The following is a 15830-nucleotide window of genomic DNA, read 5'->3' as shown; positions in this document are numbered from 1 at the left end:
ACTGGCCTCTCAGAGCTGGAAGGTGGCGACGGCGGCGGCGGTGTCCGAGGGCCACTCGTTGGCGGCGGCGTTCGGCTCCGGCTGGGGCCAGTCGGCGACCAGGGTGTGCGCCTCGACCAGCTTCAGCGCTCCGGCGTACTGGACGAAGTCGATGCGGTCCTGCGGCTCGGGGCGGTCGCCGCGCCGCTTGCGGGTGGGCGACCAGGTCGCGCCCGGGGTCTTGGCCGGGTCGCGGTTCTCCTCGCGGAAGGTGTCGGTCAGCCCGGCGGCCTGCAGCACGGTGGTGACCGGCCAGGCGAGCGCGCCGACGCCCTGGTGGGCGGCGGCGGTGGCGGCCGTCCAGTCCAGGTGGGAGGGCGAGGAGAGCGCCCCGGCCAGGACCACCGGCACGCGCCGGGCGGCGTCCGCGCGCACCGCGGCGGCCAGTGCCTTCGCCTGCTTGAGCCGCAGGGAGGCGTTCTCGGCGGCCAGCACCTGGGCGGCGGTGCCGCCGTCCTGCACGGCGTACGGGCCGTAGCCCGCCTCGTCGAGGTGCGCGGCCCAGAACCGGACGCTGCGGCCGCCGGGCAGCTGGACGGTGGCCGCGACGGCGGGCAACTCGGCGGTGGCCGCGGTCGGTTCGGTGAGCGGGTAGCGGCTGAGGATGCCGACGCTGCCCGGGCTCTGGAGGGCGTACCAGCCGAGCGCGTCGGCCAGGGTCTTGGCCCGCTCGCCGCCCGTCTCCTGGAGGGCGAGCACGTCCAGGCCCTGGGCGAGGACTACGCGCAGCTGCTTCTCCAACGCGTCGGTGTAGCCGGTGCCGGCGTCGTGCAGGTTCCAGCTGGCGGCCTTGAGCCGGGCCGGGGCGGCCTGGTCCACCACCGGGACCAGGACGGTGACCGTGTCGGTGGCGCCGGTGCTGTCCTTGACGCCGACCACGACCGGTTCGGGGTTGCGGCCGGCGGCGGGCGCCGTGCCCGTGACGGTGCCGTCGGCGGCGACCGAGGCCCAGGCCGCGCCGCCGAGCTTGCGGTAGGCCGCCGAGCCGGGGGCGTTGCCCGCCGGGCGGGACCAGAGGCCGCCGAGCTTGATCCGCACGGCCGCGCCGGGGGCGACCGGGGTGGCGGTGAAGGAGTCGACGGCGGCGTGCGGGCGGACCACCGGGGGCTTGGGGCGGAAGCTGAACGGAGCGGTCCGGGCGAGGATGCCGTAGCCGTCCTTGGCGAGCAGGTAGGCGGTGTACGGGCCGCCGGTCAGCGCGGAGGTGTCGAGCTGGACGTCGCCGGAGGTGCCGGGGGTGTACTTCCAGAGCAGCGAGGAGCCGGTGCCGGGCTGACGGCTGCCGTCGTAGATGCCGACCCAGTTCTTGGCGTCGGGAGCATCGGTGGTCCAGTGGAAGGTGAGCCGGTCGCCTTCGGCGGGGCTGCTGGATGAGGTCGGGGTCAGGGCGCTGCCTGCGGCCACGGTTGTCCTGTCCGCCGCCGGCGGTCCCGGTCCGCCGGGGGACGGCGCCGGGGCCGCACGCGGCTGGTCACGGAGGCTGGGAGGGAGGGCGCCCGCAGTTGGCTGTACAACTACGGGCGGGCTCATTCATCCGAAGGCCAGCGACCGGGACGTGAACGGCGCGTGACGGGGCATCGGGCGGTTCGGGAACTCCGTGGCGGATCGATCCGCGGACGGGTCCGGACATGCGCGGAGGGCCGCGACGGACGATCCGTCGCGGCCCTCCGGGGGCGGCCTTGCCGGCGCGCTCAGGCCAGGGCGAGGAAGAGCTTCTCCAGCTCGGCCTCGCTCATCGGCGCACCGTCCTCGTCGGCGGCGGCCATGCACTGGCGCATGCCGCTCGCCACGATCTTGAACCCGGCCCGGTCCAGGGCGCGCGAGACGGCGGCGAGCTGGGTGACCACGTCCTTGCAGTCCCGCCCCGCCTCGATCATCGCGATCACTCCGGCCAACTGGCCCTGGGCCCGACGCAGTCGGTTCAGGACCGCGCCGACCGCCTCCTCGTCCACCTGCATGTCCGGGCCGCCTTTCACTTCGACTGTCGATGGACAAGTGTACCCGGCGGGGTATTCATTCCCGGCTGGACGAAGATCGTCGCGAGGCGCTGCCGATCAGCGGCGGGCCAGCCGCCGCTCGCCCCCGGCGCCGGTCGCGTACGGCAGTTCGTAGTAGGCGAAGACCTCGGGCTCGTCGCCGGCGGGCAGGATGTCGTCCGTGCCGATCGCCGGGGCGTCCTTGACCTTGCTCCGCGGGTACGCCACCCGCAGGTAGGCCGGACCGGCCACCGATCCCTCCAGCGGGACGAAGGCCAGGCGGCGCTTGGCCATCACGCCGATCGTGACGGTGGCGAAGAACGGCTCGTCGGTGGACGTCTCGACGTAGACCGACTCCAGCGTGCCGATCCGCTTGCCCTTCTCGTCGACCACGTCCTGGCCCCGCCACTCGCGGATGTCTGCCATAGCGATTCCCATGGCCTCGGACCTCCCGTGTCGCACGCTGGCACTGGTGTCAGCCCCTTTTCGGCCCCCGGAGTACCCATCCTGCGCCGGTACGGGCGTCGGGGCGCGACGAGAGGGACATCCGGGGCGCGGCGGGGGCGGGGCTCGGGCTGAAGGTAGCGCCGGCGGCACCTCGGATTGGGGGGTTTTTACCACCGACCCGGCCCCGCACCCCCGGTTACTGTCGACGGGACGGCCCCGGTCCGGGGCGGTCACACGGGGTCAGCACGCCACGTACGCGCATGACATGGGGGGAACACCATGGTCCACCACCGCCGTTACGCCCACCGCCGCCACACCTACCGCTACACCGGGGCCGTCCTGGCCGCCGGGATCGCCACCGGGGTGCTCACCGCCTGCGATCCGGTCGGCACCTCGTTCAGCGACGACGCGACCGTCTCCGACAAGGTCACCGCGATCAAGCTCGACAACTCCTCCGGGGACGTCACCGTCCACGGCAAGTCCGGCACCGGGGGCGTCTCCGTCCACCGGAAGATCACCTACCACAGCGGCAAGCCCGGCACCACCACCCGGGTCGACGGCGGGACACTGGTCCTCGGCGGCTGCGGGCACAACTGCTCGGTGGACTACACCGTCGAGCTCCCGGCCGGGCTGCCGATCAGCGGCAGCACCTCCGCCGGCGGGATCCACCTCTCGCAGGTCGGCGAGGTCTCGGTGCGCACCGACTCCGGCGACATCTCCGTCGACCAGGCCACCGGCACGGTCGACGTGCGCACCAACAACGGTGAGATCAAGGGCACTTCGCTCAAGGGCGACCGGATCCAGGCCAAGACGGACAACGGCGGGATCAACCTCACCCCCGGCAAGGCCCAGGACATCAAGGCCACCACCTCCAACGGGGAGATCCACGTCACCGTCCCGACCGGCTCCTACCACGTCAGCGCCGGGACGGACATCGGCGAGAAGCACATCGGCGTCCAGAACGACCCCAACGGCAGGTACAAGCTCGACCTGGGGACGGACATCGGCGACATCACCGTCAAGACCGGCTGACCGGCTGACCGGGGCCTCCTCGGCACCCGGCCCCCGGGCCGGGTGACCAGGGGGCCGCGGACACAGGGCGGGTGTCTCACGCATCGGCGTCATCCTATGGATGGCTCGGGAGCTTGTCATCGGATGGATGACATGCTAGAACGGATTCAGGTGAAGCGCACTGGCAACCCTTGGCCACTGGAGGTGTTTCGCGATGCTGATGCGCACTGACCCGTTCCGCGAGCTGGACCGCCTGACCCAGCAGTTCCTGGGCACGAACGGCACATGGTCGCGTCCGGCCCCGATGCCGCTGGACGCCTGCCGCGTGGGCGACGAGTACGTGATCTCCTTCGACCTGCCCGGGGTGGACCCGCAGGCGATCGACATCGACGTCGAGCGGAACATGCTGACCGTCAAGGCAGAACGCCGCCCCCGCCACGAGGGCGAGGACGTGAAGTGGGAGCTGTCCGAGCGCCCGCTCGGCGTGTTCTCCCGCCAGGTCATGCTGTCCGACACCCTCGACCCCGAGGGGATCAGCGCCGACTACGACGCCGGGGTGCTGACGCTGAAGATCCCGGTCGCCGAGAAGGCCAAGCCCCGCAAGATCGCGATCAGCCACCGCGACCAGCGCAGGCAGATCCAGGCCTGACCCCCCGCAAGCGGGGCTGTCCTGCGCGGCTTCCCCCGTGCCGCGCGGGACAGCCCACCGCCGGGCCGCACCCGAACCCGCCCCCGAGTACGCCGAGCGTTGTGCAGGCCGAAGTAGCAGCGAGAACGCCATGCGCACCCTTCACACGGCAGCCGCCCTGGTGACCGCCTGCGGTGACCTCGACCTCTGCACCGCCCCCGAGCTGCGCCGGAGTCTGAGCGCAGCACTTCGGGCGTACCGAGAGGTGGTGCTCGACCTGTCCGGGGTGGAGTTCATGGACTGTTCGGGCCTGGGCGCGCTGGTGCACGCCCAGAACCAGGCCGACCGCCTCGGCGCGCGCCTGATCCTGCGCGGGGCAGGCCCCCGGGTGCTGCGTCTGCTCAAGCTCACCGGCCTGAACCGGCGGCTGGTCGTCGAACCCTGACTGCGGGCGCTCGCCGCGCCCGCCCGGATGGAGGGAGATGCGAGGTGACCCTGCGATGGGAGACGTTCTTGGAGCGCGTCCAGGAACGCGGCGAATACGCCACCGCCCAGGAGGCCGAGCGCGCGGCCCGCGTCGTGCTCGCCCTGCTCGGCGCACACCTGGTCGGGCGGGTCCGTGCCGATCTCGCGGCCCGGCTGCCCGAGACCCTCGCCCTGGTCCTGCTCAATCCGCTGCAGGCCGCCGAACCGCTCACCGCGGAACGGTTCGTGCGCGCCACCGCCGCGTGGATCGAGGGCGCCACCGAAGCCACCGCCGTGTGGGACATCGGCGCCGTGCTGTCCACCACCGCCGATGCCGCGGGTGACGACCTCATGGAGCGCGTGCTGTTCCAGCTGCCGCCCGGCTACGACGTCCTCTTCGGCCGCCCCCAGCCCGGCCGACGGCCCTGACCCACGCGTGCCGCCCCACAGCGGCCTGCCACGTACGGAAGGCACTCGACATGACCTGGCACCACCTCGTCCAACAGGTCCGCGGCCTCGGGCGCTACGACAGCGACCGGGAAGCCGAACACGTCCTCGACGCCGTTCTCGGCATACTCGGCTCCCAGCTCACCGGCGACGAACGCTGCGACCTGGCGGCCGCCCTGCCCGAACGCGCCCGTGCTGCCCTCGTCGCCCCGATCCCCCTGACCGAACCGGTCACCGCCCCCGCCTTCGTCGAAGCCGTCGCCCGCAACCTCAACACCACCCTCGCCGGTGCCCGCTGGGACGCCTCCTGCGTCCTTGCCGCAGTCACCGATCTCGCCGGCGAGGAGCTCACCGACCGCCTCCTCGCCTACCTCCCCCGCGGCTACGCTCTCCTGTTCGGCCGCGCCGACCTCACCCCCGCCGCCGCCTGACCCGCACCGGTCGGGGCGGGAGCCTCGGAACGGGTGAGCCGTCGGGCAACCGGCGGCTCACCCGTTCCGAGGCGGCATCCGGGTGCCGGGTAACGTGGCCGGCGTGGGCCGTGCCGGGTTCTTCGGCGCGGGAGGAAAAGCGGCGGGGATCCCGCCGGGTTGGAGAACTGCGATGTCGCGTCGTTTCGACTGCTCGGATTCCTTCGAACGTGCCAGGGGTCTGCACGAGGCCGTTTCGGCGGTTCGTCGGGGTGAGCTTGTCGTACTGCCCACCGACACCGTCTACGGCGTGGGGGCCGACGCCTTCAGCCCTGAGGCCGTCGCGCGACTGCTCGAAGCCAAGGGCCGGGGCCGGCAGATGCCCTCCCCGGTGCTGGTCGGCACGCCCGCCGACCTGGACGCCCTGGCCGACGGCCTTCCGCAGCGCGCGCGGGACCTCATGGACGCGTTCTGGCCGGGCGGGCTGACCCTGGTGGCCCGGCACCAGCCGTCCCTGGAGTGGGACCTCGGCGAGACGAACGGCACCGTGGCGGTGAGGATGCCCGCGCACCCGGTCGCCCTCGACCTGCTCGCGGAAACCGGACCGCTGGCCGTTTCCAGCGCCAACCTGACCGGGCACCCCTCCCCGCAGGACAACGACGCCGCCCAGGGCATGCTCGGCGAGCAGGTGGCCGTCTACCTGGACGCGGGCCCGACGCCCGCGTCCGTGCCGTCCTCGATCGTGGACATCACCGGCACGGCCCCCGTACTCCTGCGCGCCGGCGCGATCAGCGCCGACCGACTGCGCAAGGTCGTCCCGGACCTTGAGGAACGCTGAACCGCCGGGCCACCCCACCGAGCCGACGGGAAGTCGAGGCTCCGGGCGGTGACCAGGTGAGCGGTACCGTCGGCGGGCCCGCGACGGACCGCCGGTTCCCGGCCCGCAGCCTCCCGGAAGCTTCCCGGGGCGTCGCGATGAAGGGCTTGGGTGGTGGCCTGCTGCCACGACCCAAGCCCTTCTGTCCGGTTCGGTGCGGTGCGGTGCCCCTGGCCCGCCGCCCTACCTGCCGGCTGCGCCCGTCGTGGCCCCGGCCACCGTACTGCTGCGGGGGGACAGGGTGCCGAGCCGGGCGGCCACTCGGCCTGCTGTGCGATCAGGAATCGGAGTAGCTGAGGTCCCCGACCGTCCAACTGCTGACGTCCTCGATGGCGATGCGGTACATGCCGCCGGTGTGGGGCAGCCCGAAGTCGCCCTGCAGGATCTTCGCCCGGTGGAGGTGCAGATGGGTGGGCCGCTCGGGCCGGCCGTCGGCCGACGGGGCGAAGAGGGCGGCGAAGGGCTTCAGGTGCTCCGAAGCCTGGAGGACCTCCGCCACCCGCTCCAGCCACAGGGACACCGGCGCGAGCCTGCCGGTGATCACGGCTCCGGGGACCACCACGGTCAGGGACATCTGATTGCTGTGCTCGGACTCGACCATCGCGGCGATGTCGACGAGCAGCCTGTCAGGGTTCGACATGCCCCACAGAATATGACACCGCCTCTTCGGGCCCAAGGGCCCGGGCAGCAGCCATGGCAGTCACGAGCCTCACGGCTGCCGTTACGGCAGCCGTGAGGGCCGGGGCTTCTCGCTCGCGGGGCGGCCTGGCGGGCGGGTCAGGTGCCCGCGGCGGGTTCCTGGCGCTGTTGGGTGCGGCGGAGCTGTTCGTTGAGGCGCAGGGCTTCCTCTAGCTGGTCCTCGAGGATGACGATGCGGCAGGCGGCTTCGATGGGGGTGCCCTGGTCGACGAGGTCGCGGGCGCGCATGGCGATGCGCAGTTGGTAGCGGGAGTAGCGGCGGTGGCCGCCTTCGGAGCGTAGCGGGGTGATGAGGCGGTGTTCGCCGAGGGCCCGTAGGAAGCCCGGGGTGGTGCCGGTCATCTCGGCGGCGCGGCCCATGGTGAAGGCGGGGTAGTCGTCGTCGTCGAGTTTGTCGGGTGTGTCGGGGCTGGCCGTTGTAGTCACTGCACCTCTCTGGTTCTCGGGGAGAACGCGTCGAGGGGCCCCGGGGCCGTGTCGGCTCCGGGGCCCCGAAGGGGAACAACACCATCTACCGGCCTGGGCCGGCCCTTCTACTTCCGCACCGCCCCGGGAAAGGGGTGAGCGGGGATCGCATATGCGTGACCGGAAACCACCGTCCTTGCGTTGGGGTCTGCGGTGTCCGCCCGGACGAGTGTTCACGGGCCGGGCGATCCTGATGGCGCTTGCGCCCTCCGTTCATCCTCTGTACTGAACTGTCACTTTCCGTACTGCTGGTACTGCCGGTACTGCACTCACTGAACTGCGTACTACTGGTACCGCTGGTGGCAGCCCCTCATGACTGCGGGCCGCCCGGTCCGGCAGCCAGTCCCGTCGCCGCCCTGCACCTGCCTGGCTTCGGAACTCCACTGCCGGACCGAACTGCGAACTTCTGTCCAACAACCCCGGCCAGTTCGTGTCTGGCCGGTATCGCCGACTGCTGTCTACGAGAGAAACGTTAGACCCACCCGCGAGCAATGTCTACTCCGGCGCGGATAGATTTTGCGATGCCCGTGCGCGAGGTAGTCTCCCGCCGCGCGGCGGCGACCCCCCCGGGCCGCCGGCTTGCCGCGGCCGGCAACGGCGCGCCGCACCCTCGGACGGCTACAGGGTGTGGGTGAGGTGGTCGGTCAGGAGGCGGGTGAAGCGGGCCGGGTCGGGCAGGTCGCCGCCCTCGGCCAGCAGGGCGCTGCCGTGGACGAGTTCGGCGATGTCGGCGAGGGCCGGGTCGTCGGGCTTCGCCCGGTGGGCCTGGTGCAGGGCGGTGATGAGCGGGTGGGTGGGGTTGAGTTCGAGGATCCGCTTCACGGCGGGAAGGTCCTGGCCCATGGCCCGGTACATCTTCTCCAGGGTGGGGGTCAGGTCGTGGGCGTCGCCGACCAGGCACGCGGCGGAGGTGGTGAGCCGGGTGGAGAGGCGGACCTGCTTGACGTGCTCGGCCAGGGCAGTCCCCAGCCAGCCGAGGAGGTCGGCGAAGTCCTCCTCGCGCCGGGCCTTCTCCGCCTTCGCCTCGTCACCGCCGTCCGCGTCGGCGTCGTCGCCGAGGTCGACCTGGCCCTTGGCGATGGACTGGAAGCGGTGGCCCTCGAACGCGGGGACCTGGTCGGTCCAGACCTCGTCGACGGGGTCGGTGAGGATCAGAACCTCGTAGCCCTTGGCGGTGAAGGCCTCCATGTGCGGGGAGTTCTCCACCATCTGGCGGTTCTCGCCGGTCAGGTAGTAGATGGTGTCCTGGCCGTCCTTCATCCGCCCGACGTACTCGCGCAGCGTGGTCGCCCGCTGCGCGTCGTGGGTGGAGGCGGCGGAGACCAGATCCAGCAGCGCGTCGGTGTTGTCGCGGTCCTCGAGCAGGCCCTCCTTGATCACCCGGCCGAACTGCTCCCACACCTTCGCGTAGGTCTCGCCGTCCTTGGCCCGCATGTCCTTGAGGGCGCCGAGGACCTTCTTGACGAGGCGCCGGCGGACCGCGGTGATCTGGCGGTCGTGCTGCAGGATCTCGCGGGAGACGTTCAGCGACAGGTCGTGGGCGTCGACGACCCCCTTGACGAAGCGCAGGTAGTTCGGCATGAGCGCTTCGCAGTCGTCCATGATGAACACGCGCTTGACGTACAGCTGCACGCCCCGCTTGGTGTCGCGGGAGAACAGGTCGAACGGGGCGTGGGCGGGGATGAACAGCAGCGCCTCGTACTCGAAAGTGCCCTCGGCGCGCATGTGGACGGTCTCGGCCGGGGCCTGCCAGTCGTGGCTGATCTGCCGGTAGAAGTCGTGGTACTCGGCCTCGGTCACCTCGCTGCGCGGGCGGGCCCACAGGGCCTTCATCGAGTTCAGCGTCTCCGGCGCGGCGGGGGCGCCGTCGACCGTCTCATCCACGGCACCGGATCCGGCGTCGGCGCCGGCGGCTTCGGCGGCGGGCTCGGCGGCCATCCGGATGGGCCAGCGGATGAAGTCCGAGTACTGCTTGACGATCTGGCGGATCTTCCACGCCGCGAGGTAGTCGCCGAGCCCGTCCTCGCCGTCCGCCGGCTTGAGGTGCAGCGTGACCGAGGTGCCCACCGGCAGGCCGTCGGCCTCCGCGATCGTGTAGGTGCCCTCACCGTCGGACTCCCACACGGTGCCCTGCTCGGTGCCGGCCCGGCGGGTGCGCAGGGCGACCCTGTCGGCGACCATGAACGCCGAGTAGAAGCCGACGCCGAACTGGCCGATCAGGTTCTGCGCCGCGTCCGCGTCCTTGGCCTCCTTGATCTTGGCCAGCAGGCTCGCCGTGCCGGACTTCGCGATGGTGCCGATCAGGTCGACGACGTCCTCGCGGGTCATCCCGATGCCGTTGTCCCGCACCGTCAACGTGCGAGCCGCCTTGTCGACCTCCAGCGTGATGTGCAGGTCCGAGGTGTCGGCCTCGAGATCGGTGTCGGTGAGGGATTCCATACGGAGCTTGTCGAGGGCGTCGGAGGCGTTGGAGATCAGCTCGCGCAGGAAGATGTCCTTGTTCGAGTAGATCGAGTGGATCACCAGCTGCAGCAGCTGGCGGGTCTCCGCCTGGAACTCCAGCGTCTCGGTCGGGCTGGCCACGGGAGGCGTCTCCTTCGGTGGAAAGGGTGCGGGTCGGGTCGGGCTGCCGGGGCCGGACGGGCGTAGCGCGCGGCCGGCTCCGGGGTGTTCAGATGTGGCTGAGGGGCTGGTAGGGCTGCTCGGGACGGGCGGTGCCGGGCCGGGCGGTGCCATAGCAGGACAGGAAGAGCTTCCAGCCGTCGCGGCATTCCAGCGTTGCGCCGTAGCGCACCGCCGGCGGGTCCGGGTGAGTGCTGTACCGGTCGACGCGCACAACATCACCGGACGGGTCGCCGGCCACGGCGGTGGCGACCAAGGCCTGCTCGACGAGGGCCACCGCCACGGGCCGGCCTGTCAGGTCCGGCACCTGGGTCTCCTCGTGGGCCGGGCCGACGGCGGCCCGGGTCGGGGCAGGGCCGCCGGCCCCGGTGATGGTCCACCACACCTGCCCACCGCCTTCGAGGGTCACGGTCAGCCCGTAGGGGCTGTCGTCGTTCCGCCTCTCGGCGGCGGCGATGCCCGGTATGTCCGGGGCGTGTGTGATCAGCAACTGCTGCAGGTCGGCTGGTGTCATGGGCGTCGGCTGGGATCGGAAACGGATGGTCTTCACACGAGGGCTCAGGCCGTCGACTCGCACGGGTCCGCGACCCCGCCGGGCCGCGACTGCGGGGGCGGTCACGGACCGGCCGGGGGCGTACGGCGCTGCCGCCCGCTGGCGGCGCGCAGCTGGTCGGTTCGGGCGGTCAGCTCATCGAGGCGGTCGGCGATCGCCGGGTGGTCCGCCTCCAGGAAAGGCCGGGTCTCGGCGAGCGGGGCGAGCAGGCGGGCGGGGTCGTTGTCGCCGAGTGCGTCCAGCAGGCGCCCCACGGCGGGGGCCGCCGAGGTGGTGAGGCCGTCCAGGGCGCCGATCTGTCCGGCGAGGCGGCGCAGGTCCGCGGCGTTGTCGCGGGCCCAGGTGGTCACCGCGCGGTCGGCGGCGCGCTGGTCGCGTGCGGCCTGGACCCGCTGCTCACCGGTGCTGCCCGCCTGGGTGCCGGCGTCGGCGTCGGGGCGCATGCGCAGGTAGCGGCGCTCGGCGGCCTGGCGGCTCTGGACGCCCATCGGTTCGGCGAGGTCGGCCCAGGTGGCGCCTGCGCCGCGGGCGGTCTCGATCAGGCCGGTCTCCCAGCCGGCGAGTTCCTCGCGAAGGTGGCGCAGCATCAGGAGCGCGGACAGGGCCCGCGCCGGGTCGCGCTGGCCTGCGTCGTCCGGGGGTGCGTGGCGGGCGGTGCGGGCGGCGGCGTCCATCATGCCCAGCGCGGCGGCGGCGGCCAGGAACGAGGCCGGGCCGACCCCGGCCGTGCCGGTGTCCTGCGCATCCATGTCGTCACCCTTTCGCTGACTGGGTGTTTGTCGTCGTCTGGATGACATGCTACAACGGTTTCGTGTCGCGCCGCACCGGTGCGAACGAAACCTTTGAACCGGAGGTGTCCGACGATGTCCATGCGCACTGCGGTGACCCACCAGGCGCCCCCGGGGCCCTGGTCGCGGCCGGCCCCGATTCCGATGGACGCCTGGCGCGAGGACGACCGTTTCGTGATCGCGCTCGACCTGCCCGGCGTCCCGCTGGAGGCGATCGAGGTCGACGCACTCGGCCAGGTGGTGACCGTGAAGGCCGAACGCCGTCCCGCTCCGCGTGGCGAGAATGCGCGCACCCGGCTCGCCGAGCGTTCCCACGGCGTGTGCGAGCGCCGGATCCAGCTGGCCGACAGCCTCGACCCGGGCCGTATCACGGCCCACCTGCAGGATGGCGTCCTGACCCTCACCGTCCCCGCCACGGCGGCCCCCCGGCCCCGCAAGATCACCGTCCAGACCGGTGGGGCCGGAGAGTCGTCGCCCGTGGAGAGCGGACAGGCCGTTCCCGCGGCGGCGTGAGCCGCGAGGCCCGACACCCCGCCGCGCGGGGTTCCGCACCGGCTGCGCCGCCGTCTGCAACCGCGCCATGGCGGCGACCGCCCGCCCGCGCCGCGCGGCACCCCGGTCGCCGGTGACCTGTCCACGGAGGCCACCGGCACCGGGGCCCCTGTTTCCCCAGACGCCTGGCCATCCGCCCTGTCATCCGTTCAGCGACAGGTGCAATCTGTCACCGAACGGATGACACTTGGCGGGTGTGTGAGCGCGTCGAAGTCGCCCGTTGATTCGACGAGGAGGTACTCGACGATGTTGATGCGCACCGACCCCTTCCGCGAGCTGGACCGTCTCACCCAGCAGTTCTTCGGCACGACCGGCACGTGGTCGCGCCCGTCCGCCATGCCGATGGACGCCTGGCGCGACGGCGACACGTTCTACGTCCAGTTCGACCTTCCTGGCATCAGCCCGGAGGCGATCGACCTGGACGTCGAGAAGAACACGCTCACCGTCAAGGCCGAGCGCCGTCCCACGGGGCGCGGCGCCGACGCCGAGGTCCAGCTCTCCGAACGCCCCCTCGGGGTCTTCTCCCGGCAGCTGTTCCTCGGAGACGCCCTCGACGCCGAGCGCATCACCGCCGCCTACGAGGCGGGCGTACTCACCCTCACCATCCCGGTCGCCGAGACCGCCAAACCCCGCAAGATCCGGATCAGCGGCGGCAGCGACCGCAAGGAACTCCAGGCCTGACCCCCGTAGGGCCTGGCACCCCGGAGGAAACGGTGCCGCGCGGGCGGAAGAGTCCCCCGACCGCCCGCGCGGCCCCGACCCGTCCGGCACGACTGCGACTGGACCGACAGGCCCCGTTCACACGTACAGGCCGGCATGGTGGCAGTGCCGGGCGGTGAGTGGCGGGCGGTGAGCGGCGGGCGCACCCGGAGCGGGCGTGCCCGGAGGTCAGAGGCCGGTCTGGATCTCGGCGCGGTGGCGGATGTACTCGTCGGGGTGTGCGCGGGCGATGGCGACCGCCGCCTCCACCAGGGCGTGCAGCTCGGCCGGATAGGCGCGCGGCACCAGCGGCAGGCCGGGCAGGATGCAACGGCGGACGTCCAGGTCCTCATTGCCGACGAACTCCCGCAGCGCGGCCTGGTTCCAGCTGTCGCGCACCGTCGCACCCTCGTCCGGGGTCGCGTTCCGCCCGCCGCCGACCGTCAGCGCCGTCCAGTACCAGGCCCGGGCGGCGCCGGCCCGCTCCGGGTCGGTGCCGGTCTGCAGGTAGCCGAGCAGGGCCAGGCGGACCCGGCGCTGGCCGAAGGCGATCAGGGCGGGCTCGACGAAGCGGCGGTTGAAGCTCGGGTTGGGGTCGTGGACCGCCGCCTCCAGCAGCGGCTCGAAGTACTCCTCGGGCAGCTCGGACCGCCCGGCGAGCACCTTGTGGACCTCCCATCGGGCCGCGCCGGCGTAGTCCACCCCCGTCGCGACCTCGACCCCGAGCACGCGGAGCAGACGAGCGAGCCGCAGCTCGAACGCCTGCGATCCGCCCTCCGGGCGCCCGGGCAACGGCTGGAGAATCCGCACCTCGCCGGCCGTGTCCTTGGTTTCCACGAACATCCTCCTCATTCTGAGTCATCGGAAGACTACTCGCTGATACACCAGTTCGGAGTCGGTTTTTCGGCCAGGACCGGATCTTGAACGCATGCCGGGGCGGCCTTTTGACGCCCTCTCAGCTCCGACGTCGCGGCCCGATGGGCCGTCAGGACGGGCGGCCGGGCGGGACCAGCCCGGACTGGTAGGCGATCGCGACCAGCTGGGCCCGGTCCCGGGCGTCCAGCTTGGACATCGCCCGGTGCACATGGGTGCGGACAGTGAACGGACTGACGAACATCCGCTCGGCGATCTCCTCGTTGGTGAGCCCGGTGGCGGCCATCGACATCACCTCGCGCTCGCGGGCGGTGAGGACGGCGAGCCGCTCGGCGGGCGCGGCGGCGGCCGGATCGGGCTGGGCGAGGAGCTGCTCGATCACGGCGCGGGTGGCGGCGGGCGACAGCAGGGCGTCCCCGGCCGCGACGGTGCGGACGGCGGCCAGCAGTTCCTTCGGGTCGGCGCCCTTGCCGAGGAAGCCCCCGGCGCCGGCGCGCAGTGCCTGGGCCACGTACTCGTCGATCTCGAAGGTGGTGAGGATGAGCACCCGGGTGCCGGACAGCTCCTCGTCGGCACAGATCTCGGCGGTGGCGCCGAGGCCGTCGGCGCCGGGCATCCGGATGTCCATCAGCACGATGTCGGGCTTGGTGGCGCGGGCGAGTGCCACGGCCTCCCGGCCGTCGGCGGCCTCGCCGACCACCTCCATGTCCTCCTCCGCGTCGATCAGCATCCGGAAGGCGCCGCGCAGCAGGGCCTGGTCGTCGGCGAGCAGCACGCGGATGGTCATGCGTGGTCCTTGTCCTTCCGGATGGCGCGATCTTGTCGGGCGGAGTGGGCCGGGGTGCCGGGGGCGGCGTCGGCGGCGGTGACGGTGGCGGTGACGGTGGCGGTGACGGCGTCGGCGGTGTCGAGGGAGGTGCCGGAGCGGGCGGCGCAGCCCCAGCGGGTGGCGAGGTCGGGGCGGGCCGCAGCGCCCGCACGGGCGCCGTCCGCCGGGCGGGCGCCGTCGGCCGGGCGGTCCGGACCGGCCGGCTGGGCGGTGTCCGCCGCCCGGGACGTGATGTCCTCGCGGGCGCCGGTGCGCAGCGGGAGTTCGGCGGTGACCAGGAAGCCGCCGTCGGAGCTCCGGTCGGCGGTGAGGCGGCCGCCGACGGCGCCGGCGCGTTCGCGCATGCCGATCAGGCCGAAGCCGCTCTCGCCCGGGGCGGGCGGCGGCAGCAGGGCGGTGCGGGGGCGGCCGGCGCTGGTCGGGCGGCCGTTGGCGACGCTGACGGCGACCCGACTGCCGCTGTAGGAGAGGGTGACCTCGGCGTCGGCGCCGTGGGCGTGCTTGGCGACGTTGGTCAGCGACTCCTGGACGATCCGGAAGGCGGTGAGGTCGACGCCGGGCGACAGCGGCCGGGCCTCCCCCTCGACGGCGAGCCGCACCGGCAGGCCGGCCCGTTCGAAGGCGTTGATCAGCTCGGGCAGCCGGTCGAGGCCGGGGGCGGGTTCGAGCGGGGCGGGCTCCTCCGCGCGGCGCAGCAGGCCGACGGTGGCGCGCAGCTCCTGGAGGGCGGAGCCGGTGGCGTCGGTGATGTGGCTGAGCACCTCGCGGGCCTGCACCGGGTGGCTGTCCATGAGGTGGACGGCGATGCCGGCCTGGGCGTTGGCGAGGGCGATGTGGTGGGCGACGACGTCGTGGAGGTCTCGGGCGATCCGGATCCGCTCGTCGGCGACCCGGCGGCGGGCCTCCTCCTCGCGGGTGCGCTCGGCACGCTCGGCGCGTTCCTCGATGGCGGCGAGGTGGGCGCGGCGGTTGCGGATGGAGTCGCCGAGGGCGCCGGGCAGCAGGGCCCAGGCGAGGACGCCGATCCGCTCGCCGATCGGGCCACCGGGGCCGAAGACCAGCGTCATCCCGGTGAGCAGGACGGCGGTGCCGATCGAGGCGCGCAGTGCGGTGGCCCGGTCGGTGCGCGTGGCGAGGAAGTACAGGGCGAGCAGCAGCGGGGTGGCCAGCATCGGGGTGAGCCGGGGGCTGGTCCAGGTCAGCACCATGGTGCAGACGAGCGTGACGGCGGTCACGGCGCGCGGGTAGCGGCGGTGGAAGAACACGGCGACGGCGGCGGTCAGGGCGAGCAGGCCGGTGGCCGGGTCGACCGGGGCGAAGCGCCCACTGGTCTGGTCGACCGTGGCGCCGAGGGCGGTGACCCCGATCAGGGCCGTGCCGCCGGCGATGTCGAACGCCCGGGGGTGGTCACGGCGCAGGCGCTGCCAGGTGTCGCTCATCGTCCTGTTCT

At 72.7% G+C, this 15830-nt stretch carries 19 protein-coding genes; 8 read left to right on the top strand and 11 right to left on the bottom strand.

Translation table 11 applies throughout. From position 1 onward, the window contains the following. Positions 1-9: 9 nt before the first annotated feature. The 3 genes from ABTY61_RS01945 to ABTY61_RS01935 all read right to left on the bottom strand — a co-directional run bounded on the left by ABTY61_RS01945 (position 10) and on the right by ABTY61_RS01935 (position 2441). Positions 10-1443, bottom strand: coding sequence for an endonuclease/exonuclease/phosphatase family protein (locus tag ABTY61_RS01945; protein WP_350502923.1), 1434 nt, complete (start codon positions 1441-1443; stop codon positions 10-12). A gap of 287 nt (positions 1444-1730) precedes the next feature. Next, positions 1731-1997, bottom strand: coding sequence for a metal-sensitive transcriptional regulator (locus ABTY61_RS01940; protein WP_030553044.1), 267 nt, complete (start codon positions 1995-1997; stop codon positions 1731-1733). Positions 1998-2093: 96 nt separating this feature from the next. Beyond that, complete coding sequence (locus ABTY61_RS01935; protein ID WP_350502922.1) at positions 2094-2441, bottom strand: PRC-barrel domain-containing protein; 348 nt, start codon at positions 2439-2441, stop codon at positions 2094-2096. A 300-nt stretch (positions 2442-2741) separates the two neighbouring features. On the opposite strand from ABTY61_RS01935, the gene ABTY61_RS01930 reads away from it, so the two are divergent. The 6 genes from ABTY61_RS01930 (at position 2742) to ABTY61_RS01905 (ending at position 6261) form a co-directional block, all read left to right on the top strand. Next, the gene (locus ABTY61_RS01930) at positions 2742-3494 is read left to right on the top strand and encodes a DUF4097 family beta strand repeat-containing protein (protein ID WP_350502921.1); all 753 of its coding nucleotides are present in this window, start codon (positions 2742-2744) and stop codon (positions 3492-3494) included. A 193-nt stretch (positions 3495-3687) separates the two neighbouring features. Continuing rightward, positions 3688-4122, top strand: a complete 435-nt coding sequence (locus tag ABTY61_RS01925; protein WP_350502920.1) for an Hsp20/alpha crystallin family protein — start codon at positions 3688-3690, stop codon at positions 4120-4122. A 130-nt stretch (positions 4123-4252) separates the two neighbouring features. Continuing rightward, a complete protein-coding gene (locus ABTY61_RS01920) occupies positions 4253-4546 on the top strand; it encodes an STAS domain-containing protein (RefSeq protein WP_350502919.1) in 294 nt (97 codons plus the stop codon). Positions 4547-4590: 44 nt separating this feature from the next. Beyond that, a complete protein-coding gene (locus tag ABTY61_RS01915) occupies positions 4591-4995 on the top strand; it encodes a DUF2267 domain-containing protein (RefSeq protein WP_350502918.1) in 405 nt (134 codons plus the stop codon). Positions 4996-5045: 50 nt separating this feature from the next. Next, a complete protein-coding gene (locus ABTY61_RS01910) occupies positions 5046-5444 on the top strand; it encodes a DUF2267 domain-containing protein (protein WP_350502917.1) in 399 nt (132 codons plus the stop codon). Between the two features lie 172 nt (positions 5445-5616). Then, positions 5617-6261: an L-threonylcarbamoyladenylate synthase gene (locus tag ABTY61_RS01905; RefSeq protein WP_350502916.1), complete on the top strand. Its 645-nt coding sequence runs from the start codon at positions 5617-5619 to the stop codon at positions 6259-6261. Between the two features lie 316 nt (positions 6262-6577). On the opposite strand, the gene ABTY61_RS01900 is transcribed toward ABTY61_RS01905, so the two are convergent. The 5 genes from ABTY61_RS01900 to ABTY61_RS01880 form a co-directional block, all read right to left on the bottom strand. Then, positions 6578-6940 (bottom strand): GvpU-like protein, encoded by a 363-nt coding sequence (locus ABTY61_RS01900; protein ID WP_350502915.1) that lies wholly within the window; start codon positions 6938-6940, stop codon positions 6578-6580. Between the two features lie 137 nt (positions 6941-7077). Then, positions 7078-7359: a helix-turn-helix domain-containing protein gene (locus tag ABTY61_RS01895; RefSeq protein WP_350503077.1), complete on the bottom strand. Its 282-nt coding sequence runs from the start codon at positions 7357-7359 to the stop codon at positions 7078-7080. 723 nt (positions 7360-8082) lie between these two features. After that, on the bottom strand, positions 8083-10047 hold the full coding sequence (gene htpG / locus ABTY61_RS01890) for a molecular chaperone HtpG (protein WP_350502914.1): 1965 nt from the start codon (positions 10045-10047) through the stop codon (positions 8083-8085). An 88-nt stretch (positions 10048-10135) separates the two neighbouring features. Continuing rightward, the gene (locus ABTY61_RS01885) at positions 10136-10600 is read right to left on the bottom strand and encodes a hypothetical protein (RefSeq protein ID WP_350502913.1); all 465 of its coding nucleotides are present in this window, start codon (positions 10598-10600) and stop codon (positions 10136-10138) included. Positions 10601-10701: 101 nt separating this feature from the next. Beyond that, positions 10702-11388 (bottom strand): type III effector protein, encoded by a 687-nt coding sequence (locus tag ABTY61_RS01880; RefSeq protein WP_350502912.1) that lies wholly within the window; start codon positions 11386-11388, stop codon positions 10702-10704. A gap of 114 nt (positions 11389-11502) precedes the next feature. Between ABTY61_RS01880 and ABTY61_RS01875 the strand changes: the two genes are divergently transcribed. After that, on the top strand, positions 11503-11940 hold the full coding sequence (locus ABTY61_RS01875) for an Hsp20/alpha crystallin family protein (RefSeq protein WP_350502911.1): 438 nt from the start codon (positions 11503-11505) through the stop codon (positions 11938-11940). A gap of 285 nt (positions 11941-12225) precedes the next feature. Beyond that, positions 12226-12660 carry an Hsp20/alpha crystallin family protein gene (locus ABTY61_RS01870; RefSeq protein WP_350502910.1) on the top strand — a complete coding sequence of 145 codons (435 nt, stop codon included), beginning with the start codon at positions 12226-12228 and terminating at the stop codon, positions 12658-12660. Positions 12661-12867: 207 nt separating this feature from the next. Here the strand turns inward: ABTY61_RS01870 and ABTY61_RS01865 are convergent, their stop codons facing one another. The 3 genes from ABTY61_RS01865 to ABTY61_RS01855 all read right to left on the bottom strand — a co-directional run bounded on the left by ABTY61_RS01865 (position 12868) and on the right by ABTY61_RS01855 (position 15819). Then, positions 12868-13515 (bottom strand): hypothetical protein, encoded by a 648-nt coding sequence (locus tag ABTY61_RS01865; RefSeq protein ID WP_350502909.1) that lies wholly within the window; start codon positions 13513-13515, stop codon positions 12868-12870. Positions 13516-13663: 148 nt separating this feature from the next. After that, positions 13664-14338 (bottom strand): response regulator transcription factor, encoded by a 675-nt coding sequence (locus ABTY61_RS01860; RefSeq protein ID WP_350502908.1) that lies wholly within the window; start codon positions 14336-14338, stop codon positions 13664-13666. After that, positions 14335-15819 (bottom strand): sensor histidine kinase, encoded by a 1485-nt coding sequence (locus ABTY61_RS01855; protein WP_350502907.1) that lies wholly within the window; start codon positions 15817-15819, stop codon positions 14335-14337. Before ABTY61_RS01855 ends, ABTY61_RS01860 begins: the two co-directional genes overlap by 4 nt. Between the last annotated feature and the right edge of the window lie 11 nt (positions 15820-15830).

Origin of the sequence: Kitasatospora sp. NPDC096128, assembly GCF_040303105.1 — a bacterium.
In the GTDB taxonomy this organism is placed as follows: Bacteria; Actinomycetota; Actinomycetes; order Streptomycetales; family Streptomycetaceae; genus Kitasatospora.
The sequence above is the reverse complement of the archived record's forward strand: the minus strand, read 5'-3'. Positions and strand labels throughout refer to the sequence as shown.

Excerpts from the sequence above, each read along its gene's own strand:
- ABTY61_RS01940 (WP_030553044.1), bottom strand. The coding sequence starts at position 1,997 with ATGCAGGTGGACGAGGAGGCGGTCGGCGCGGTCCTGAACCGACTGCGT.
- ABTY61_RS01935 (WP_350502922.1), bottom strand. The coding sequence starts at position 2,441 with ATGGCAGACATCCGCGAGTGGCGGGGCCAGGACGTGGTCGACGAGAAG.
- ABTY61_RS01930 (WP_350502921.1), top strand. The coding sequence starts at position 2,742 with ATGGTCCACCACCGCCGTTACGCCCACCGCCGCCACACCTACCGCTAC.
- ABTY61_RS01925 (WP_350502920.1), top strand. The coding sequence starts at position 3,688 with ATGCTGATGCGCACTGACCCGTTCCGCGAGCTGGACCGCCTGACCCAG.
- ABTY61_RS01920 (WP_350502919.1), top strand. The coding sequence starts at position 4,253 with ATGCGCACCCTTCACACGGCAGCCGCCCTGGTGACCGCCTGCGGTGAC.
- ABTY61_RS01910 (WP_350502917.1), top strand. The coding sequence starts at position 5,046 with ATGACCTGGCACCACCTCGTCCAACAGGTCCGCGGCCTCGGGCGCTAC.
- ABTY61_RS01905 (WP_350502916.1), top strand. The coding sequence starts at position 5,617 with ATGTCGCGTCGTTTCGACTGCTCGGATTCCTTCGAACGTGCCAGGGGT.
- ABTY61_RS01900 (WP_350502915.1), bottom strand. The coding sequence starts at position 6,940 with ATGTCGAACCCTGACAGGCTGCTCGTCGACATCGCCGCGATGGTCGAG.
- ABTY61_RS01895 (WP_350503077.1), bottom strand. The coding sequence starts at position 7,359 with ATGGGCCGCGCCGCCGAGATGACCGGCACCACCCCGGGCTTCCTACGG.
- ABTY61_RS01885 (WP_350502913.1), bottom strand. The coding sequence starts at position 10,600 with ATGACACCAGCCGACCTGCAGCAGTTGCTGATCACACACGCCCCGGAC.
- ABTY61_RS01880 (WP_350502912.1), bottom strand. The coding sequence starts at position 11,388 with ATGGATGCGCAGGACACCGGCACGGCCGGGGTCGGCCCGGCCTCGTTC.
- ABTY61_RS01875 (WP_350502911.1), top strand. The coding sequence starts at position 11,503 with ATGTCCATGCGCACTGCGGTGACCCACCAGGCGCCCCCGGGGCCCTGG.
- ABTY61_RS01870 (WP_350502910.1), top strand. The coding sequence starts at position 12,226 with ATGTTGATGCGCACCGACCCCTTCCGCGAGCTGGACCGTCTCACCCAG.
- ABTY61_RS01860 (WP_350502908.1), bottom strand. The coding sequence starts at position 14,338 with ATGACCATCCGCGTGCTGCTCGCCGACGACCAGGCCCTGCTGCGCGGC.
- ABTY61_RS01855 (WP_350502907.1), bottom strand. The coding sequence starts at position 15,819 with ATGAGCGACACCTGGCAGCGCCTGCGCCGTGACCACCCCCGGGCGTTC.